The 20178-nt window shown below is 71.7% G+C and carries 20 protein-coding genes; 13 read left to right on the top strand and 7 right to left on the bottom strand.

The features are described 5' to 3' along the window. Positions 1-51 precede the first annotated feature (51 nt). The 4 genes from ACTWQA_RS05270 to ACTWQA_RS05255 all read right to left on the bottom strand — a co-directional run bounded on the left by ACTWQA_RS05270 (position 52) and on the right by ACTWQA_RS05255 (position 3460). On the bottom strand, positions 52-456 hold the full coding sequence (locus ACTWQA_RS05270) for a hypothetical protein (protein WP_443158156.1): 405 nt from the start codon (positions 454-456) through the stop codon (positions 52-54). Further along, a complete protein-coding gene (locus ACTWQA_RS05265; protein WP_443158155.1) occupies positions 453-1340 on the bottom strand; it encodes an SseB family protein in 888 nt (295 codons plus the stop codon). Before ACTWQA_RS05265 ends, ACTWQA_RS05270 begins: the two co-directional genes overlap by 4 nt. 120 nt (positions 1341-1460) lie before the next feature. After that, a complete protein-coding gene (locus tag ACTWQA_RS05260) occupies positions 1461-2252 on the bottom strand; it encodes a hypothetical protein (protein WP_443158154.1) in 792 nt (263 codons plus the stop codon). A 92-nt stretch (positions 2253-2344) separates the two neighbouring features. Beyond that, a complete protein-coding gene (locus ACTWQA_RS05255; protein WP_443158153.1) occupies positions 2345-3460 on the bottom strand; it encodes a hypothetical protein in 1116 nt (371 codons plus the stop codon). Between the two features lie 187 nt (positions 3461-3647). Between ACTWQA_RS05255 and ACTWQA_RS05250 the strand changes: the two genes are divergently transcribed. From ACTWQA_RS05250 to ACTWQA_RS05210, 9 genes are all read left to right on the top strand, one after another. Then, positions 3648-4280 carry a hypothetical protein gene (locus tag ACTWQA_RS05250; RefSeq protein WP_443158152.1) on the top strand — a complete coding sequence of 211 codons (633 nt, stop codon included), beginning with the start codon at positions 3648-3650 and terminating at the stop codon, positions 4278-4280. 161 nt (positions 4281-4441) lie between these two features. Further along, positions 4442-4585, top strand: coding sequence for a hypothetical protein (locus tag ACTWQA_RS05245; RefSeq protein ID WP_443158151.1), 144 nt, complete (start codon positions 4442-4444; stop codon positions 4583-4585). 10 nt (positions 4586-4595) lie between these two features. Then, positions 4596-5432, top strand: a complete 837-nt coding sequence (locus ACTWQA_RS05240; RefSeq protein WP_443158150.1) for an NAD(P)H-binding protein — start codon at positions 4596-4598, stop codon at positions 5430-5432. A 72-nt stretch (positions 5433-5504) separates the two neighbouring features. Continuing rightward, positions 5505-6632, top strand: coding sequence for an ROK family transcriptional regulator (locus tag ACTWQA_RS05235; protein WP_443158149.1), 1128 nt, complete (start codon positions 5505-5507; stop codon positions 6630-6632). Between the two features lie 5 nt (positions 6633-6637). Beyond that, on the top strand, positions 6638-7600 hold the full coding sequence (locus ACTWQA_RS05230) for a hypothetical protein (RefSeq protein ID WP_443158148.1): 963 nt from the start codon (positions 6638-6640) through the stop codon (positions 7598-7600). 66 nt (positions 7601-7666) lie between these two features. Next, on the top strand, positions 7667-9418 hold the full coding sequence (locus ACTWQA_RS05225) for an ATP-binding protein (RefSeq protein ID WP_443158147.1): 1752 nt from the start codon (positions 7667-7669) through the stop codon (positions 9416-9418). 14 nt (positions 9419-9432) lie between these two features. Further along, positions 9433-10572, top strand: coding sequence for an exonuclease SbcCD subunit D (locus tag ACTWQA_RS05220; RefSeq protein ID WP_443158146.1), 1140 nt, complete (start codon positions 9433-9435; stop codon positions 10570-10572). Continuing rightward, positions 10572-12989 (top strand): AAA family ATPase, encoded by a 2418-nt coding sequence (locus tag ACTWQA_RS05215; protein WP_443158145.1) that lies wholly within the window; start codon positions 10572-10574, stop codon positions 12987-12989. Before ACTWQA_RS05220 ends, ACTWQA_RS05215 begins: the two co-directional genes overlap by 1 nt. Further along, complete coding sequence (locus ACTWQA_RS05210) at positions 12986-13930, top strand: hypothetical protein (RefSeq protein ID WP_443158144.1); 945 nt, start codon at positions 12986-12988, stop codon at positions 13928-13930. Before ACTWQA_RS05215 ends, ACTWQA_RS05210 begins: the two co-directional genes overlap by 4 nt. An 11-nt stretch (positions 13931-13941) precedes the next feature. Here the strand turns inward: ACTWQA_RS05210 and ACTWQA_RS05205 are convergent, their stop codons facing one another. After that, positions 13942-15141, bottom strand: coding sequence for a sensor histidine kinase (locus tag ACTWQA_RS05205; RefSeq protein ID WP_443158143.1), 1200 nt, complete (start codon positions 15139-15141; stop codon positions 13942-13944). Beyond that, complete coding sequence (locus ACTWQA_RS05200; RefSeq protein ID WP_443158142.1) at positions 15138-15794, bottom strand: response regulator transcription factor; 657 nt, start codon at positions 15792-15794, stop codon at positions 15138-15140. The genes ACTWQA_RS05205 and ACTWQA_RS05200 overlap by 4 nt, the downstream gene beginning before the upstream one ends. A 151-nt stretch (positions 15795-15945) precedes the next feature. Here ACTWQA_RS05200 and ACTWQA_RS05195 point away from each other — a divergent pair, with 151 nt between their 5' ends. From ACTWQA_RS05195 to ACTWQA_RS05180, 4 genes are read left to right on the top strand one after another with little or no spacing between them, the layout of a single operon-like run. Beyond that, positions 15946-16461, top strand: a complete 516-nt coding sequence (locus tag ACTWQA_RS05195; protein ID WP_443158141.1) for a hypothetical protein — start codon at positions 15946-15948, stop codon at positions 16459-16461. Positions 16462-16466: 5 nt separating this feature from the next. After that, positions 16467-17594: an efflux RND transporter periplasmic adaptor subunit gene (locus ACTWQA_RS05190; RefSeq protein ID WP_443158140.1), complete on the top strand. Its 1128-nt coding sequence runs from the start codon at positions 16467-16469 to the stop codon at positions 17592-17594. A gap of 8 nt (positions 17595-17602) precedes the next feature. Continuing rightward, positions 17603-18373, top strand: coding sequence for an ABC transporter ATP-binding protein (locus tag ACTWQA_RS05185; protein ID WP_443158139.1), 771 nt, complete (start codon positions 17603-17605; stop codon positions 18371-18373). After that, positions 18373-19593: an ABC transporter permease gene (locus ACTWQA_RS05180; RefSeq protein WP_443158138.1), complete on the top strand. Its 1221-nt coding sequence runs from the start codon at positions 18373-18375 to the stop codon at positions 19591-19593. Before ACTWQA_RS05185 ends, ACTWQA_RS05180 begins: the two co-directional genes overlap by 1 nt. Before the next feature lie 58 nt (positions 19594-19651). On the opposite strand, the gene ACTWQA_RS05175 is transcribed toward ACTWQA_RS05180, so the two are convergent. Further along, positions 19652-20131: a TetR family transcriptional regulator gene (locus ACTWQA_RS05175; protein ID WP_443158137.1), complete on the bottom strand. Its 480-nt coding sequence runs from the start codon at positions 20129-20131 to the stop codon at positions 19652-19654. Positions 20132-20178: the final 47 nt, after the last annotated feature.

The raw sequence follows: 20178 nt of genomic DNA, 5'->3' as shown, positions 1-20178 counted from the left end.
ACGTTTCTAGTCAGTTTCCGTCACATGAACAACGGAAGACAAGGGTGTCCGTCAAAAGTGTTGATTTCCGACATTCAGCGAAACGGCGTGCTCGTGGAGCCCGGTGACCTCCGCGCGGGGCACCCAGAGGCGGTAAACGCCCCGCTCGATGCGCTCCATCCCTAGGTCGACCGCCGCGAGCGCGGATCCGCCCAGGTATTCGAGCAGCAGCCGCCCGTCATGCTCGTCGTGCACGTGGAATTGTTCTCCCCGCCAGGTGCACACCGTCGTCACGAAGTGCAGGGCCGAGCACTCGGTCGCGGGGACCGTGCGTACATGGCAGCCGGGCTCGACCTCTTCGAAGCCGTCCGCCGGATCGGGGCGGCGCAGCCGTACCCACAGCTCCAGAGAGTGCGGCTCTGGGCTGGCCACGTAATCCTTCTCCCGCCAGCGTGCCCGGTAGAAGTGCCTGCTCATCGCGCTGCTCGCGTCCCGATCAGCAGCCACCGCCGCAGGTCGCCGTGGTAGATCGCGCGCCGGTGCTCCGTCCCCCTGGAGGTGAGCTCCCAGATCTCCGCGCCGTGCGGCAGGCCCACGCCGTACACCTTGTACTCGCGGATGACGTGATCGACGTTCGGCACCAGGCCCATCCCCACGAACGGCGGCTCCTCGATCACCCAGCCCGCCACCGCCGCCCGGCTCTCCTCGTCGGTCCCGCCGTAGGGGGTGCGGTAGAGGTCGAGGCCGGCCGGGCGCCAGCGCAGGATGTTCAGGGAGCCATCCGCGGTCAGCATGTCCGGCTGCCCCAGCGCCTGGGCGAGCACGGCGGGCGTCGCGATGTGCGAGACGTCCAGGGCGTGATGGCAGTAGCCGGAGATCCTCGGCTCGCCCCCGGTCAGAAGGTCATTGACGTCGACGGGGGAGAGCAGCTTCTGAACCGCCGGCACCCCTGACGCGGGATCGAGCAGGAGGTCCTGGGCCAGCGTGGGCACCGCCAGCCTGGCCACCGTTCCGGACTCCAGCAGGAGGAAGGCCGTCAACCCGGGATTGATCGCAAGGCCCCACCGCAGGTCCGGCCAGCCGGCTGCCAGCTCGACCAGCGAGATGACCCGGCAGTGCGTGGCGACGCCCCCGGTGGCCAGTCGCATCGCCTCGACGGAGGTGTAGGCGAGCAGCCACGTCCGCTCCGAGTCGCTGACGGTCGCCCACGCGGGAGCCTCGGTCCCGGCCGCCGCGGCGGCAGTGATCGGCAGTGCCAGGTCGGCATCGCGGAGCAGGCTCAGACACAGGGCCTCCTGCCCGTCCTGATGGGCTGCCCACAGCCGCTCCTCGAACGGCGTGACCGGTTGATGATCGCTCATCCTCACCCGCCCAGTTTGCCTCACACGTGAAGGTGGGCTGCGGTGATGTCGCGGCCTCTTCGGCCCGCCGCTGTGCTGAGCCTCGCAAGGGCGGGCGGCCTTCATGCGGGAGATGGAGGGTTACTGACCGGGCCGTCGCAGTGCCGGCCGTCTTGACCCGCGGCGGCGCAATGCGAGGCCGGTGGCGGAAGAGAGGATCACCAGGGATCCGGCCAGCATCAACGCCCGCCCGTCCGGCCCGGCTTCGCCTCCGGCCCCCGTATCGACTCCTCCCTCCGGGGTCGCGGTGGTCGTGACGGTGGTCGTCACCTCTGGGGTCGTGGCGTCGCTCTCGTCCTCGTCGTCCGTGGTCTCGTCGTCGGCCGTGTCGGTGGGGGAGGAGGTAGGGGTTGTCGCGCCATCGGATTCCCCGACGGCGAGCGGGTACTGCGTGAGAGCGGACTTGTTCTTGACCTCGCACTCGATCAAGGGCTCCTGAGGGCTGGGGCCGATGTTGATGGCGGCGGCGTGTACCTCGCCCTCGCCCTTGCCCGGCGGTGTCGTCGTCAGGTTGACCGTGGTCGTGGGGAGCAGGATGGGCTGGCCTGGGGTGATCGTGCCGAGCTGCCCAACGCCGGTGGCCGAGGTCAGCCGCGGGATTTTGCTGATGCCGGCGTACGCGTACAGCTTGAGACTGCCGTCCAGGCCGGTCGAGGGTGCGCGGAGCTCGGCTCCCGCCACATAGGTGCCGCGCCAGCCGATCGTCAGGTTCTCCCCCACAGCGGCACGCGCGGGGACCGTTAGTTCGACATCGACCTTGACCTGCTGCTTCTGGCCTGTGGCCGTCGTGGTGCACTCGTAGTCCACGACGCTCGCCGCGGGGGCGGGTAAGAACTGCAGGGCGATGATCGGGACGACCAGGTGGACGCGCACGGCGGGCCCTCCTTTGTGGCAGATGAGGCACCAGAGGAAAATCCTGGTGGAGACACGAGGTTGACACGAATGTCCACATATGGACAACCCGGTCAGCCGCGTCGGGGCGTGTAGGGCGGGACGGCCTCGAGGTCCAGATCCGCGTCGGGCCAGCGGCGGCGGAGCAGGCCGGCCGCCTGACGGGCCCAGCCGGCCAGATGCGGCAGAGCACGGTGGGCCTCGGCGGTACGGGCGGCGGCCTCCAGGATCGCGACGAGCTGCGGGCGGCTGTCGTCGCCCGCCAGGCGGGCGTCCACCCTGGGGAAGCGTTCCAGCCGGTTCAGGGCGTAGGAGAGGCAGGCCGCGGCCAGTCCGAAACCATAACGCCGGTCGTCCTCGGCCTCGGGCACGCCGCGGGCCAGGGCGCGGCGATACTCGGCGGCGAGGCCGTCGTCGCGGACTGACAACCAGCCGGGACCGGGGACGTGCAGGCAGACGGCGTCGTGGAGAGCGTGGGCGTAGGCGGCGAACTCGAAGTCGATGAGCCGGGCGTCCGGGTCGCCCGAGAGATGCACGAGGATGTTGTTGGTCTCCGGGTCGCCGCTGCTCAACGCCAGGAACGATCCGGGCTCGGCCAGCTCCTCCCGTACGGCGGCCAGCTCCCGCTCGGCCCGCCCCACGATCGGCGCGCCGAGGGCCGCGGCCTGCCTGTGCCCCTCCTCGCGGTTCCCGGCGAAATGCACGATACGGTCCTCGTCCGGCGTGATCGGGCCGAGCGCGGCCCTGCGCGCGTGGTAGGTCGCGGCCTGCCCGGCGGTGGCGGCGTTCAGCTCGCCGCGGGCGCGGGCGAAGGCGGCCAGGCGTACGGCGTGGGCGGCTGCGCCGTCCGCACGCAGCAGCCCGTCCAGCGGCGTGCGTGGCGCCAGGTCCTCCAGCACGATGAGCCCGGCATCCAGGTCGGCCGCCAGAGCGCGCGGAGCCAGGCCGAGGCCGAGGTCGTCGGAGAGGAAGCGCAGCACGGCCAGTTCGGTGCGGGTCCGCCACGAGGCGGTACGGAGACCGTCGGCACCTCGGTGCGGACGCGTCCATTTGGCGATCACCCGTTCGGCGTCGTCCAGCCGTGCTCGTGCGACGGCCCAGGGCGGCACGGGTTGCCAGCCGACGACGGTGACGGGGGCGGGACGATGGCGGGATAAGAGGGATTCCACTTCGGTGGGCCGACCGATCATCCGAGCAGCTTATGCGCCCCTGCTGCGCCGGATTGATGCAAGTAGCACCTTTTGCCGCCTTGCGTGAGCGCGGCTGGAGTCCCGCGATGGTGTCCGAGCGCTGCGACGGGAGAGCCTGTCTGGGACTTCTCTGAGATGGTTTTACGCCGCTCTTAACATAGAGTAATGAAGCCATTACAATGCGTATATGAAAATGCTGCAGTCGGCCAATGGCCTGCCTGACCATGGGCATGGAGGGCTGGGACAGGTGGCGCACGGAGCGCTGACGTCCCTGTCTGGCATCGAGGACGGACCGAAACTCTTCCTCGGCTACAACGCGCTTCCCAATCCACCGTTTCCGCTGGTCGGATACCTGCAGAACGACTTGGGCCCGGAGGCGGCGGCTCTCGACCCGGCCTCCCTGCTGCGCGCCGCCGCCGGGTCGATGCGGGCACACCCGGTGCCGCCGAAGGAGGCGTTCGCCGAGGGGCACCGGCGAGTGGCGGCAGTAATGCGGGTGGACGCGATGGTCTTCGTGGTTTCGGCGCGGGCGTTCGCTCCGCAGCAGAGCCCGTCCGCCCGCGCACTGTGGGCGAACCTGGTCGAGGGCTATTACCGCGATGGCGACGCCGAGGCGTGCGTGGACGCACGGGAGACGGCCCTGGCCCTGGGCGTGGACCGGCAGAAGGGTCGTGTGCTGCTGGTGGCCGAGCGGGGTCCGTCCGGCGGCTATGCCGCACCTGTCCGCGTCGAGGGGAAGCCGAGAGGGGAGCTGTTCGACCTGCTGGGGGAGGTGCTGGACGCCCAATACGTGTGGACCAAGGCGGCGTTCGCGCCCTGAGGCCATGCCCTCTCGGTGTTCTCCCAGTCCAGCCATTCCTTCGTGACGCCGGGGCGCCGGCCGCCGATCGGACCCCCGCCTCCTCCCTCGCCTTGAGCAGGGCGAGGGGGAAGGGGCCGGGAAGGGATCGCTGCCGTCATTCCGTACGCAGCGCCTCCGCGATGGTCAGCCGGGCCGCCGAGCGGGCAGGCAGAAACGCGCCCAGCATCGCGATCGCCACCCCCGCCGGCACGAGCGCGGCCAGCAGCGGGATTCGCCTGCGCGACCGCGCCCAGGCCGTGGTCGTCGCCTACGAGCGCCCGTAGGCTGGGCGGTATGACCTTCATCGTGACCACGGGCGCCACCGGCAGGCTCGGTGGCCGGATCGCCGCCCGGCTCGCGGCCGCCGGGGCCGAGCAGCGGCTCGTCTCCCGGGACGCGGGCCGCGTGCCGCAGCTCGACCGCGCGAGCGCGATCAGCGCGGACTACGGCGATCCCGAGGCGATGAGGCGGGCCCTCGACAAAGCGACGACCGTATTGTTCGTGTCCGCGTCGGAGAGCGCCGACCGGCTCGACCGGCACCGCGCGTTCGTCGACGCCGCCCGTGACGCCGGCGTCACGCACCTGGTCTACATCTCCTTCTACGGCGCCTCGCCGTCGGCCACGTTCACGCTGGCGCGTGACCACTGGGCTACCGAGCAGCACATCCGTGGCAGCGGCCTGCCCTTCACCTTCCTGCGCGACAGCCTGTACGCCGACTTCCTGCCCAGCATGGCCGGCGAGGACGGCGTGATCCGCGGCCCGGCCGGCCAAGGCCGGGTGGCGGCCGTGGCCCAGGACGACATCGCCGACGCGGCGGCCGCGGTGCTGCTGGACCCGGGTGCGCACGAAGGGGCGACCTACGACCTCACCGGGCCGCGCGCGATGACGCTGGACGAGGTCGCCGCAACACTGAGCCGGGCCACCGGGCGGACCGTCACCTATCACCCCGAGACCCTCGAGGAGGCCTACGAGTCACGCCGGGTTTACGGCGCACCCGACTGGCAGGTCGACGCGTGGGTGTCCACCTACCTCGCGATCGCCGCCGGCGAGCTCGAAGGAGTCAGCGACGCCATCCCGGCCCTCACCGGGCACCCGGCGACGACCTTCGAGGAGCTCCTGGCAAAGATCTAGGCATTTTGGGGGTTTGACCGGTCCGCCCTGCATGGATTAGTTTCTCACCAGTAGTTAATTAAGGGGCGGCTCATGGACCAGAGGTATTCGCCGGTTCAGGACTTACGGCGGCACCACCGCCGGCTCGTGCTGCGAAGCCTGCGCGACGACGGCCCTCAGCCGCGTGCCGATCTGGCGCGGCGGCTGGCTCTGTCGGCCACCACGATGACCAAGGTGGTGGGCCAGCTGCTCGAGGAGGGCCTGGTCGCGGAGGACGCCGTGGAAGGCGCCGGCCAGCGGGTCGGCCGCCCGTCGACCGGCATCAGGATCCGCGCGGACGCCCGATACGTCATCGGTGTCCAGGTCGGCGCTGGCGCGGTGCAACTGGGGCTGTGCGACCTCAGGGCCCGAATCGTCCGGAGCGCATCGTTCGCCTTTGACGTCGAGGCCCCGGAGCGGGTCGTCGCGCGCATCGCCGAGGCCGCGTCCGAGCTCGCCGCCGACATGCCCGCCGACCGGCTGCTGGGCATCGGGGTCGCCGCCCCCGGACCGGTGGATCCCGAGCACCGCCGCAACCTGCTATCGGTCAACCTGGGCTGGCGCGACGTGGCCTTCGCCGACCTGCTGGAGGCCGCGCTGGACGTCCCCACGGTCGTCGACCACAACGTACGTTCCATGGCGCTGGCCGAGTGCCGCTACGGGGAGACGGCCGGCGCCGACCCCCTCCTGTACGTGTACGTCCGCACCGGTGTCGGCGCCGGCCTGGTGATCGGCGGCCACCCGTTCCGGCCAGGCGCCTACGGGGTCACCGAGCTGGGCCACCTGCGGGTGCTGGAGAAGGGCCGCCCGTGCCCGTGCGGCGCGACCGGCTGCCTGGAGACCGTGGTGTCGGAGCCATACCTGATCGAGCAGCTTGGCCGCCGCTCCGCCAACCCGCTCGCGGAGATCCCCGACGGACTCCTCGACGACCTGGTGGATCACCTGACCACCGGGCTGGCCAGCGCCGTCAACCTGCTCAACCCCGAGCTGATCCTGCTCGGCGGCATCTTCGCGCCGGCCCCTGAGCCGGTGTTCGACCGGGTGCGTGCCGCCCTGCGGGCCAAGGCGTTCCCTGTGCTCCGCGACGCGGTGCGGGTGGAGCGGCCGACCCTCGGCGGCGAGGCCGCCGGCGTGGTGGGCGGGGCCGCCGTCGCCTTGGATTGTTACTTGTACGAAAGGTAGGAACTGTGGTTAATCGCGTTTACGCCCCGCTGACCGCGTTCGACCCGCTGGCGGGTGAGCTGGTGCTCGCGCCGGAGAAGGACGAGGAGGGTTACTGGTCGGGCGCCGCCGGCGTGCTGCACGATGGCGAGCGGTTCTGGCTGACCTACCGGCGACGCCGGCCCAGGGGCGCCGCGTCGGAGCGCGGCTGGCAGTGCGCGGTCGCGGTCAGCGACGACGGCCTCGACTTCACCGACGTGTGGTCGGTGCACAAGGACGAGCTGGGCACGCCGTCGATGGAGCGCTTCTGCCTGGCGCCGGCCGACGGCGGCGGGTTCCGGCTCTACCTGTCGTACGTGGACCCGGCCGACAACCGGTGGCGCATCGACGCGGTGACCGCCGCGCACCCTTCCGCCTTCGACGTCACGCGGGCCCGGCCCGTGTTGACCGCGGCCTCCACCGGCACCGAAGGCGTCAAGGACCCGTACGTGCTGCGGGCCGGTCCCGTCACCTACCTGTTCGCCAGCTACGCCGAGCCGCTGGAGAGCCCCGACCCCGATGCGCACGCGACCGCCGACATCTACAACGTCGGCGCGACCACGCACCCCACCGGCCTGGCCACCAGCCTCGACGGCGAGTCGTTCACCTGGCGGGGGAGCGTCCTGCCGGTCGGCGCCGGCTGGGACCGCTACCAGGCCAGGCTGAACAGCGTGGTGCCGATCCCCGGCTGCGGATACGTGGGCTTCTACGACGGCTCGGCCTCGCACGCGGAGAACTACGAGGAGCGCTGCGGCATCGCCGTCTCCACCGATCTGTTCGACTGGCGGCGGCTGTCGGAATATGGGCCGTGGGTCACCTCGCCGCACCGCAGCGGATCCGTACGCTATCTCGACGCACTGATCCTCGACGGCCAGTGGTGGCTTTACTACGAGATGACGCGCCAGGACGGGGCACACGAGCTGCGCGTCCTTCGCGTTCGGGCTGAATGAGCCGGACGCACGCCTCGGGCCCCATTACGCTCCCATAGAAGGGCATTCTTGGGGGCGGAGGGATTAGTGACGGTCAACGGGGCGTCGGCGACGACGCCTGTGGCAGAGGTGACGGGCCAGGCGGTCGGGCGGGTTCTGGGCACGCAGGCGGCCTCGCCGCTGTCGTTCTGGGTGGGGCTGGAGCCAGGCAAGGTCCTGCAGCTCGACGACGTGGTGGTGACCAGGCGGGAGGTGCCCGGGTACGGGCCGGTACTGATGGCGGGCGTGGTGACGACCGTGGAGGCCAGGCACGAGGGCGCGGCGTACGACTCGGACGTGTTCCTGATCGCCGAGGGCGCGCTGCCTGCCGCCGTGGTCGAGGTGGCCGAGATACGGGTGACCAGGGTCGAGCCGGAGGTGTTCGTGCCGCCGCTGCCCGGCGCCCAGGTCTACCTGGCCAGTGCCGGCGACCGCGACCAGGCGCTCTACTTCGACGTCATGGACCGGCGCATCCCGATGGGCATGGGCCGCGACGGGCAGCCGCTCTATGTCAACTTCGACTTCCTCGACGGCACCCGCGGCGCGCATGTGTCGATTTCCGGCGTGTCCGGCGTGGCCACCAAGACCTCCTTCGCCACCTTCCTCCTCTACTCGATCTTCAACTCGGGAGTGCTGGACGCGGAGTCGGCCAACACCAAGGCGTTGATCTTCTCCGTCAAGGGCGAGGACCTGCTCTTCCTCGACCACGACAACCTCCGCCTCGACGAGAAGGCCAGGAGCGCCTACGCCAGGCTCGGGCTGCCCGCGCGGCCGTTCGGCAGCGTGCACGTCTTCGCCCCGCCCCGGCCGAACGACCCGAACGGCGTGCCCCACGTCGCCGCCCGCACCCAGGGGGTGAGCGCCTTCTACTGGACGCTGGTCGAGTTCTGTGAGGACGAGCTGTTGCGGTTCGTCTTCGCCGACGCCGACGACGAGCGGGCCGGCTATTCGCTGCTCGTCGGCCAGGTCGCCGCCCGGCTGAAGGCGTGGGCCGAGCCCGTGGGCGACGGCGGTGCGGTCAGGGTGCAGGGCACGACGTGCCGGACGTTCGCCGACCTCGTCGAGATGCTGTCCGACCAGCTGCAGGACGAGGGCAGCCGGCTGCAGTGGACCGGCGCGCAGACGCCGCTCGGCACCGTCAACGCCTTCCTGCGCAGGCTCCGCAGCGCGGTCCGCCCGCTGTCCCCGATCGTCCGCGGCGACCTGCCGTTCTACCGCGCCCACTCGGTCAGCACCTCCGACGCGCAGGTCTCGATCGTGGACCTGCACAACCTGCCGGAGCGGGCGCAGCGGTTCGTGGTCGGCGTGGTGCTGCGCGGCGAGTTCCACCGCAAGGAGTCCTCCGGCACGGCCAAACCCCTGCTGTTCGTGGTGCTGGACGAGCTCAACAAGTACGCGCCGCGCGAAGGCGACTCGCCGATCAAGGAGATCCTGCTGGACGTGGCCGAGCGCGGCCGCTCACTCGGCGTCATCCTCATCGGCGCCCAGCAGACCGCCTCGGAGGTGGAGCGGCGCATCGTCTCCAACAGCGCCGTACGCGTCGCAGGCCGCCTCGACCCGGCCGAGGCCGCCAGATCCGAGTACGGCTGGCTGCCCCCGGCCGTCCGGGAGCGCGCCACGATCGCCAAGCCGGGCACCATGTTCGTGGCCCAGCCGGAGATCCCGGTCCCGCTGGCCGTGGCCTTCCCCTTCCCCGCGTGGGCGACCCGGCCGGCCGAGGCGGCGGCGCAGGTGACGGCGTCGAGCGGTGATCCGTTCAAGGGCCTGCCCGGCGTCGAAGACGACATCCCGCCCTTCTGATCACAGGTGGTTTCGTGAAGATCCTCCACACCGCGGACTGGCACGTGGGCAAGGTGCTCAAAGGCCGCCCCCGACTCGACGAGCACCGGGCCGTGCTCCGCGAGTTGGTCGCCGCCGCCCGTACCCATGACGTGGACGCCGTCATCGTGGCCGGCGACCTGTTCGACACCTCCGCCCCCACCCCCGAGGCCCAGTCGCTGGTGCTCAACGCGCTCATGGCGCTGCGGGCCGACAACCGCGACGTGATCGTGCTGGCCGGCAACCACGACAACCCGCAGCTGCTGGAGGTCTACCGGCCGGTGCTGGGCAAGCTGGGGCTGCACGTGCTCGGCGCCTTCCGCCGTCCCGACGCGGGCGGCACGCTGGCCTTCACCGCGCGCTCCGGTGAGCCGGTGCGGCTGGCCGTGCTGCCGTTCCTGTCGCACCGCTACGTCGTACGCGCCGCCGAGGTCCTCACCGGCACCGCCGCCGACCACAACCGCGACTACGCCGCCCGCATCGGCGAGCTGATCGGCGCGCTGACCGCCGGCTTCCACGGCGACACCGTCAACCTCGTCACCACCCACGGCACCCTGCCCGGCGGGGCGTTCGGCGGCGGCGAGCGGGAGGCGCAGTCGATCTTCTCCTACTACTTCGAGCCGACCGCCTTCCCGACGGCCACCCAGTACGCCGCGCTCGGCCACCTCCATCGCCGCCAGCAGATCCCCGGCCCGTGCCCGATCTGGTACAGCGGCTCGCCGCTCGCCGTCGACTTCGGCGAAGAAGGCAACACCCCGGGCGCGCTGCTGGTCGAGGTCTCCCCAGGACGGCCCGCCGTGGTGCGCGAGCTGACGTTCGGCTCGGCCCGCCGGCTGCGTACCGTACGCGGCACGCTGGAGCAGCTGGAGGCCATCGAGCCCGGCGACGACTGGCTCAAGGTGATCGTCGAGGAGAAACCCCGCGTGGGCCTCGCCGACGACGTGCGCGAGCTGCTGTCCGGCGCCGTGGACGTCATGCTGGATGAGAAGTTCCGTCCGGTGCCCGCCACGCGGCGGGCGAGCTCCGCCGACCGCAGCCCGCGCGAGTTGTTCCGCGACTACCTTGCCGCCACCGGACGCCACGACGACCAGGTGGCCACCCTGTTCGACCGGCTCTACGACGAGGTGACCGGCTGATGCGCCCCCTGCTGCTGCACCTGGACCACTTCGGCAGCTTCCGCGAGCCGGTGACGGTGGACTTCACCGACACCGAATACTTCGCGCTGGTCGGCCCCACCGGGGCGGGCAAGAGCACGATCATCGATGCGATCTGCTTCGCCCTGTACGGCACGGTGCCGCGCTGGGGGAGGGAGGGCGCCGTCGCCCACGCCCTGGCGCCGTCCGTCAGCGCCGGCAAGGTGGCGATGGTGTTCGAGAGCAACGGGCGCCGGTACGGCGTGGTCCGGGCGATGGTGCGCGACGCCAAGGGCGCGGTGCGTACCAAGGAGGCCAGGCTCGACGAGCTCGACCCCGCGGCCCCGCCGGCTTTCGACGCGGTGGTCAAACCCCTCGCCGAGGGCGAGAACGTCACCATCGAGGCCCAGCAGGTGACCGGTCTGGAATACCGGTTCTTCACCCAGTGCGTGGTGTTGCCGCAGGGCCGTTTCGCCGAGTTCCTGCACGCGGCGCCGCGCGAGCGGCAGGACCTGCTGGTGCAGCTGCTCGACGCCGACGTGTACGAGCGGATCAGGCAGCGCGCCGCCCGCGAGGAGGAGACCGCCAAGCAGGCCGCCTCCTTCGCCCGCGACCAGCTCGCCAAGTTGTCCGGCGCGAGCGAGGAGGCCGAGCGGGAGCTGGCCGAGCGGCTGGCGGCGCTGCGGCGGCTGGCCGAGACCATCAGCGCCGACCTGGACCTGCTGCGGGCCCGCGAGTCCGACATCCGCCGTGCCGAGCAGGAGCGGGCGGCCGTCGCCGAACGGCAGTCGGTGTTGTCGGCGCTGCGCATGCCCGACGCGGTCCCGACCCTGGCTTCGGCCCGCCGCGCCGCCGCCGAGGCGGTCGAGACGCTGACCGCCGAGGTCGCCACCCTGGAAGCCGACGATCATGAGGCGTACGAGGCGCTGGCCGCCCTGGGCGATCGGGGCGCGCCGCGGGCGGCGCTGGCCGCGCTGGACGCCCGCGAGCGGTTGCACGCCGAGACCAGTCGCGCCCGCGGCGCCGCCGCTTCAGCCGCCGCGCCGCTGGAGGGCCTGGCCGCCGAGGCGGCCGATGCCGAACGAGCGCTCGCCAACGTGGAGGCGCGCCGCGAACGCCTGCGTGACGCCCACGCCGCCGCCCACCTCGTCCAGCGGCTCGCCGTCGGCGAAGCGTGCCCGGTCTGCCGCCACCCGATCATCGAGCTGCCGCGCCACGAGCAGCCCACCGACATGCGCACCGCCGACCGCGCCCTCGCCACCGCCCGCGAACGGGTCCAGCAGGCCAGAGCCGCGCATGCCAAGGCCGAGACGTCGGCGTCGATGCTGGCCACGCAGGCCGCCCGGCTGGAGGCTGAGCTGGCCGCATTGCCCGCCCCCGGCGACCGGGCCGAGCTCGAAGCGCGGCTGGCCGCCATCGCCAAGGCCGACGAGCTCGCCACCGAGGCCCGCAACGCCGTACGCGCCGCCCGCGGCCGGCTGGACCGCGCGCGGAGCGCCGCCGAGCAGGTCGAGCGGCAGGCCGACAGCGCCTGGCGCACGCTGGAGTCCGCCCGCGACCGGCTGCTCGTCTCGGGTGTCCAGGACGACCCGCCGCCGCCCCTGGTCCGCGAGGACCTGCACCGGGCCTGGAGCGAGCTGCTCGGCTGGCGGGACCGGGCCGCACAGGCCGCCCGCGCCGCGCTGGCCGCGCACGACGAGGAGCTCGTCCAGGTCGGTGAGCGGCTCGCCGCCGACCGCCGCAGGCTCGGCGAGCGCCTGGCCGAGCACGGCGTCGTCGCCCCGCGCGAAGCCTCCCCCGACCAGCTGGGCGCCGCCGTCGCCGGGACCGCGGCCCGCGCCGAAAGCGCGCTCGACCGGCTCAAGGAGGACCGCAAGCGGGCCGCCGACCTGGAGAACCAGGTCGCGATGAAGGAGCACGAGGCCAAGGTCGCCCACGAGCTCGCGCTGCGCCTGCGCGCCAACGCCTTCGAGCGCTGGTTGTGCGCCGAAGCCCTCGCCGTGCTGGTCGCCTCGGCCTCCGAGACGCTGCGCGAGCTGTCCGACGGCCAGTACGAGCTGGCGCTCAGCGACAAGACCGGCGACATCGAGGTCATCGACTTCGGCGAGGCCGGGATGCGGCGCAGCGCCCGTACGCTGTCGGGCGGTGAGACCTTCCAGGCCGCGCTTGCACTCGCCCTGGCCCTGTCCGGCGCCGTCGCCAGGGGACTGGACTCCATCTTCCTCGACGAGGGCTTCGGCACCCTGGACCCGGCCACGCTCGACATCGTCGCCACCACGCTCGAACGCCTCGCCGCCGGCCAAGATCGCATGATCGGCGTCGTCACCCACGTTCCCGCGCTGGCCGATCGGGTGCCGGTACGCTTCGAGGTCAGGCGCGACGCCAAGGGTTCCCATGTGCGGAAGGCGGAGGTTCAGTGACGGGCTTCACCGTTGACCCGTGGGACCCCGGCTACGCCGCCGCCCTCGCCGTCGAGGCCCTCTCCGAGCTGGGCGCGACCAGCGCCGAGCTGGTGCTGGACATCGAGCGGTCGGCCGCAGACTGGAAGCCCGTCACGCCCGGCCCTGACGCCGCCGCCCCCGAGACGTTGCTGGTCGCCGACGGCGTCCGGAGGATCGACGCCCGCGTCTGGGTCCACGATCCCGACGCGCCCATGCCCGTTCCCGGGATCGCGGCCTCCTACGCGGCCGGGATCGTGCGGTGCGGCCCGGACGGCGCCGATCTCGCCGAGATCGAGGTCCACCGGGCGTTGATCTCGGCGTTCCCGCAGGCGCCCGAGGTCAAGACCCCGCACGCCACCTACCACCCCAGCAAGGCCGCCGACGGCAGCTTCGAGGAGCTGTCGCTGGCGTTGCAGCGGCAGGTCACGCAGCTGGAGGTGGACCTGGCGGTGCGGCACCGGTCGCAGAGTGACGACCTGCTGCTGGTGGACGGGCCGTTGCGGGGGCGTACGCATCTGCCGCGCACAGTCGGTTACATCAAGACGCACCACACCGCCTACCTGCCGCCGCCGCAGTCCGCGGTGGTCGCCGCGCTCATGCCCGGGCAGCGTACGCCGGTCTTCCTCATGGGCACCAGCTGGCGGCGGCACGCCTGGTACGTACGGCTCCCCGTCCAGTCATCGGCACCCTGGGCGGGTGTGGCCCGCTGCGAGGCCGGCGCCGAGCTGGAGCCGGCCCAGGTCGTCGGGCTGGCCGACGCCGTCACGCTGGCCCTGCCGCCGCTGGCCGGAGTGGACTACAAGGACCCGCGCGCGCCACAGAACCTCGTCCCGATCGGCGGCCTGGAAAAGCTCCTGCGCCACCACCTGGGCGACGCCCGCCTGCTCTACCGCGCGCTGCGCACCGCCGCGGGCGGCTAGGCGCTGACCTATCAGTGGCGGGCGCGGGGGAGCGAGGCGGTCACGATCAGGCCGCCCCCCTCGCGCGGCCGTGCCCTGACGTCGCCGCCGTGCGCGAGCGCCACCGACTGCACGATCGACAGGCCAAGACCCGCGCTCCGCGCGGTGACCACCCGCTCGGCGCCGTGCCGGTGGAAGGGCTTGAACAGCAGCGGGATGTCGTAGGGCGGCACCTCCGGCCCGGTGTTGCTGACCTCCACCTCGACCTTTCCCTCCGACACCGTACGGCTGACCACCCGCACCCACCCGGTGCCGTCGTCGACGTTGTACCGGATGCCGTTCTCGACCAGGTTGTGCACCAGCCGTTCGAGCAGCAACGCGTCCCCGGTGGTCGGCGCCTGCGCGGTCACCTCGTACACGGTGATCTTGGCCTCGGCGGCGTCCCCTTCGGTCTGCCTGACCACGTGCGTCACCACGTCGGCCAGGTCCACCGGCGACCGGTCCGCGATCTCCTGCTCGGACCTGGCCAGCAGCAGCAACCCGGAGATGAGCCGCTCGTGGCGGGCGTTGATCTCCAGCAGGCTCTCGCCCAGCTCCTTGACGTCAGCCGAGGCCGTACGGCGGTGCATGGCCAGCTCGACCAGCGCCCGGTTGAGCGTCAGCGGCGTGCGCAGCTCGTGCGAGGCGTTCGCCACGAACCTGCGCTGCCCGTCGAAGGAGTCGTCCAGCCGTTCCACCATGGTGTCGAACGTGTCGGCCAGCGTCTTGACCTCATCCTCCGGCCCTTCGAGACCGATCCGCTGATGCAGGCCGCGCTCGGCCATGGGCTCGGCGGCGATCTTGCGGGCCGTGTCGGTGACCCGGTGCAGTGGCGCCAGCACCCGCCCCGCTACCACCCAGCCGAGCCCGACGGCCGCGCCGCCGACCACGATCAGCGCGATCGCGCCCTGCGTGAGGAGCGACGTGATGGCGGCGCTGCGCAGCTCCAGCTCCTGCTGGCGCAGCCACTCGATCGCGGCCTGGCCCTCCATCAGGACGCCGTCCTTCATGAAGAACAGGTTCTTGACCTTGCCGGGCTCCGGCGCGTACCGGCTCTCGAACGTCTGCGTCAGTTGCTGGTTGAACAGCAAATAGGTGACGCCGAGCAAGGTCAGCCCGGCGAGAAAGAAGACGGCGCCGTACACGAGCGTGAGTCGCAGTCGCAACGTGGGCTGCAGGCGCGGGATTCTCATGCGATCCGGTACCCCACCCCCGGCACGGTCTCCACGACCGGCGGGTCGGCGAGCTTGCGGCGCAGCTTGAGAATGGTGAGCCGGACGGCCCCCGTGAACGGGTCGGCGTGCTCGTCCCACGCCTTCTCCAGCAGCTGCTCGGCCGAGACCACGGTGCCGTTGGCCCGCATCAGCTCGGCCAGCACCGCGAACTCCTTCTTCGACAGCGGCACGAACCGCCCGTTCCTGAACACCTCCCTGCGCGCCGGGTCCAGCGTGATCCCGGCCCGGCGCAGCACCGGCGGCACGGCCGGCCGCGAGCGCCGCCCCAGGGCCAGGACGCGGGCGGCCAGCTCGGGGAACGCGAACGGCTTCGACAGGTAGTCGTCGGCCCCGATGGACAGCCCCGTCACCCGGTCGTCGAGCTGCGCGGCCGCCGTCAGCATCAGCACCCGCGCGTCGGACTCCGAGGCGACCAGTTCCCTGCACACCTCGTCGCCGTGGACCCGCGGCAGATCGCGGTCCAGCACGACCACGTCGTAGTCGTTGACCGCGATCCGTTCCAGCGCCGCCTCGCCGTCGTGAGCCAGATCGACCGCGTGGGTCTCCTCGCGCAGCCACTCGGCAATCGCGTCGGCGAGCATCCGCTCGTCCTCTACCACCAGCACCCGCATGGCGTAGCTCAGGCCCCTCTCTCTGCTTTCAGAGCCGAGTGTGACCTACGGGGCGTTTGCTCCAAATAAGTCAGCTGCGGAAACGCGGAGGAAACGGCGGGCCGTATTGCATCTCCCCTCGACGACGTTGATTCGACGGAGGAGATCATCTATGCGAGCACGAGCTCTCATAACTCTGGCCGCCGCCACCATGCTGCTGGCGGGCTGCGGAGGCGCCGCCGCCGGCGGCTCCGACGTGGCCTCGGTCACCGGCACCGGCAATCAGGCCGGGGCCAGCGCCAAGCCGAGCGAGGACCCGCACGAGAGGGCGCTCAAGTACGCCCAGTGCATGCGCGAGAACGGCATCGACATGCCGGACCCCGAGCCGGGCAAGGGCGTCATGCTGCGGCTCGACAAGAACACCCCCAGGGAGACGATGCAGAAGGCCCAGGAGGCCTGCAAGCAGTACGCCCCGAGCGGTCAGAAGGCGGGCGGGGGTGACCCCAAGCGGGCCGAGGCCCTGCGCAAGGTCGCGCAGTGCATGCGGGACAACGGCGTCGAGAAGTACCCGGACCCCGAGGGCGGCATGATGCGCATCACCGGCGACGTCGGCCAGGACCCCGACTTCAAGTCCGCCAAGGAGAAGTGCCAGGAGCAGATGGCTGAGGCCGGTATGGGAGGAATGTGATGGGAATGGCCACCCTTGACGGGAAGGCGGAGCCCGATGCGATGCCCTCCCGCCCGCGCCGCCGTCGCGGGCGGGGCAAGGTGGTCGCCGGACTGTTCATCGTGCTGGCCGCAGCGGGCGGCGGGTTCGTGGCGATCAACAGCGCGGGCCTGCTGGAGGGCGCCTCGGGCCCGACCCAGTCGGCCAAGGCCCTGCCCCCGGCCACCGCCACGGTGGCCAGGCAGACGCTGAACGACACCATGGACGCCGATGGCGAGCTCGGCTACGGACCGGTCACCACGGCGGTGACCAGGAAGCCCGGCACCATCACCTGGCTGCCCGAGAGCGGTCAGCAGATCACCCGCGGCAAGTCGATGTACCGGCTGGACAACGACCCCGTCACGCTCATGTACGGCGACACGCCCGCCTACCGCGACCTCAAGATCGGCGCGGAGGGCAACGACGTGGAGAACCTGGAGCGCAACCTCAGCAAGCTGGGCTACGACGGCTTCACGGTCGACGACGAGTACACCTACGACACCGCCGAGGCCGTCATGGAATGGCAGGAAGACCGTGGCCTGGACGAGACCGGCGTGGTCGAGCTGGGCCGCGTCGTCTTCGCGCCGGGCAAGGTACGCGTGGAGAGCGTCGAGTCCGAGGAGGGCCAGCCGGCCCAGCCCGGCCAGAAGGTCCTGACGTACACGGGCACGTCCAAGGTCGTCACCGTCGAGCTGGAGGCCGAGGACCAGCGGATGGCCAAGAAGGGGGCCAAGGTCGAGGTCACGCTGCCCGACGGCAAGGACGTGAACGGCAAGGTCACCGAGGTCGCCACGGTCATCGTGCCGGGCGAGAGCCAGAACGCCGACCCCGAGACCCGGGTCGAGGCGCTGGTCTCGATCGGCAATGCCAAGGCCGCCAAGGGGCTCGACAAGGCGTCGGTGGACGTGACGTTCACCGCCTCCCAGCGCAAGAACGTGCTGACCGTGCCGGTCGCGGCGCTCGTGGCGCTGCGGGAGGGCGGCTTCGGCCTGGAGGTGATCGAGGGCGGCACGTCGAGGTACATCGCCGTCGAGACGGGGCTGTTCGCCGGCGGGCGGGTCGAGGTCGAGGGCGACGGGCTCACCGAGGGCATGACCGTGGGGATGCCGAAGTGACGTACCCCATGATCTCTCTGACGGATGTGTCCAAGTCCTACCCCGGCGGGGTGACGGCGCTGAACTCGGTGTCGCTGCGCATCGAGCACGGTGAGCTCGTCGCCATCGCCGGCCCGTCGGGGTCGGGGAAGTCGACCATGCTCAACGTCGTCGGCACCCTCGACCGGCCGTCCTCGGGAACCATCCACATCGACGGCTACGACGTGTCGAAACTGTCCGACGGCCAGCTCTCGGCGCTGCGCGCCACCACGATCGGTTTCATCTTCCAGCACTTCCACCTCGCCGCGAAGATCCCCGCGCTGGACAACGTGGCCGACGGCCTCATCTACACCGGCATGAGCAGGTCCGAGCGGCGCCGCCGGGCGGCCGCCGCGCTCGAACGGGTCGGTCTCGGGCACCGGATGGACCACGAGCCGCACGAGTTGTCCGGTGGCGAGCGGCAGCGCGTGGCCATCGCCAGGGCCGTGGCGGGCGAGCCGCCGCTGGTGCTGGCCGACGAGCCGACCGGGGCTCTGGACTCGGTGTCCGGCACGGGGGTGATGGAGTTGCTGCACGAGTTGAACGCCTCCGGCACCACCATCGTGATCATCACGCACGATCGGGAGATCGCCGCCAGCCTGCCCCGGCAGGTGCGGATGCGGGACGGCGAGATCATCGCGGACAGCGCGGTGCCGGACATGCCGGACTCGGGCACGTCCGACATAGTGCCGGACTCGGGCACATCGAACGCGGTGCCGGACTCGGGCACATCGGATATGGCCGAATCAGGGGTGGCGTGATGGCCGTCGTCGAGGTGAAACGGCCCAAACTGGCCCCGGCCGGCATGCGGCTGGGCGACGTCATGCGGGTCGGCGCGGTGGGCCTGCGGACGCGCCCCCTGCGGGCGTTCCTGTCCGCGCTCGGCATCGCCATCGGCATCGCGGCCATGGTGGGCGTGGTCGGGCTCTCGTCCTCCTCGGGCGCCGAGCTCGACCGCACGCTCTCCGCCCTCGGCACCAACCTGCTCACCGTCGCCTCGGGCACCACGCTCACGGGCGAGGCGGCGCAGATGCCGAAGGACGCCGAGGCGATGATCGAGCGCATCGGGCCCGTGGAGGCCGCCTCCGCGGTGGCGAAGATCTCCGCGGCCAAGGTCTACCGGTCCGAGCAGATTCCCGAGGCCCAGACCGGTGGCATCGCCACGTACGCGGCCCGCCTCGACCTGCCCGCCACCGTCGGCGCGACGCTGCGCAGCGGGACCTGGCTCAACCAGGCCACCGAACGCTATCCGGCGGCCGTGCTCGGCTCGGCCGCCGCCCAGAGGCTCGGCATCGGCGCGGTCAGCCAGGACACGCAGGTCGTCGTCGGCGGCCAGCGCTTCTCCGTCGTCGGCGTGCTGAACCCGGTCGCGCTCGCCACGGACCTGGACAGTGGCGTCATGGTGGGCTGGCCGGTGGCCGAGGAACGGCTGGACTTCGACGGGCACCCGACCACGCTCTACACCCGCTCGGAGGAGGCCAAGCTGGAGGCGGTACGCCAGGTCCTGGCCGGCACCGCCAACCCGGAGGCGCCGAACGAGGTGGACGTCTCCCGCCCGTCCGACGCGCTGGCCGCCAAGCAGGCGACCAGTCAGGCGTTCGCCAACCTCCTGCTGGGCGTGGGCGCGGTGGCCCTGCTCGTGGGCGGTGTGGGCGTGGCCAACACCATGGTCATCTCGGTGCTGGAACGCCGCTCGGAGATCGGGCTGCGCCGCTCGCTCGGGGCGACCCGCGGTCAGATCCGCACCCAGTTCCTGGCCGAGTCGCTGCTGCTGTCGGCGATGGGCGGAGCGGGCGGTGTGCTCCTGGGCACCGCCGTCACCATGGGGTACGCGCTCTACAGCGGGTGGCCCTCCGTGGTCCCGGCCTGGGCCACGGTCGGCGGGCTCGCCGCGACGCTGGCCATCGGCGCCATGGCCGGCCTCTACCCGGCGATCCGCGCCTCCCGCCTGTCCCCGACGGAGGCACTCTCCACGCCGTGACCCCCGCCCACCCGGGCACGCTCGGCCCTCGCCCGCCGCCCGGGCGCGGGCCGGCGTCCTATTCCGGCTGGAGGAGCTGGGCGGCCAGGGTCCCGTGGACCCACTCCTCCCACTGCTCGGGCCTCCAGCCGCGCTCCTCGACGAACTGCAGGTAGACCTCGGGACTGAGCAGCGTGTAGAGCACGTCGGCCGCGAACTCGGCCGAGACGCCAGCCCATGCTCCCGGCTTGGCCATGAGCGCGTCGGCCGCGGCCCGCTGCACCGTGTAGCGGGATCGATGTCGTACGACCAGAGCGCCCCCACCTCGGGGTCCATCGCCGCGGCCGTGCTCAGCACCTTCATGATCGGCGGCCATCGCCGCGTGGAACCACGGCCGGTCCATGGTCGCCACCGGCTCGTCGTCCCCGGCGATCGTGACGTCCACCAGCTCCTTCAGCGGCGAGCGTTTGTTGCCGAAGACGAAATAGATCGTCTGCACGGCCACGCCCGCTTTGTTCGCAATGTCCTGCAGGTTCGTGGTGCCGTACCCGTCGCGCACGAACAACTCCCGGCCGCCTGCAGGATCCGCCTGCGCGTCTCCCTGGC

This window comes from Nonomuraea sp. 10N515B (assembly GCF_052245915.1).
Classification (GTDB): Bacteria; Actinomycetota; Actinomycetes; order Streptosporangiales; family Streptosporangiaceae; genus Nonomuraea.
This window is presented reverse-complemented; position numbering and strand designations above follow the sequence as displayed.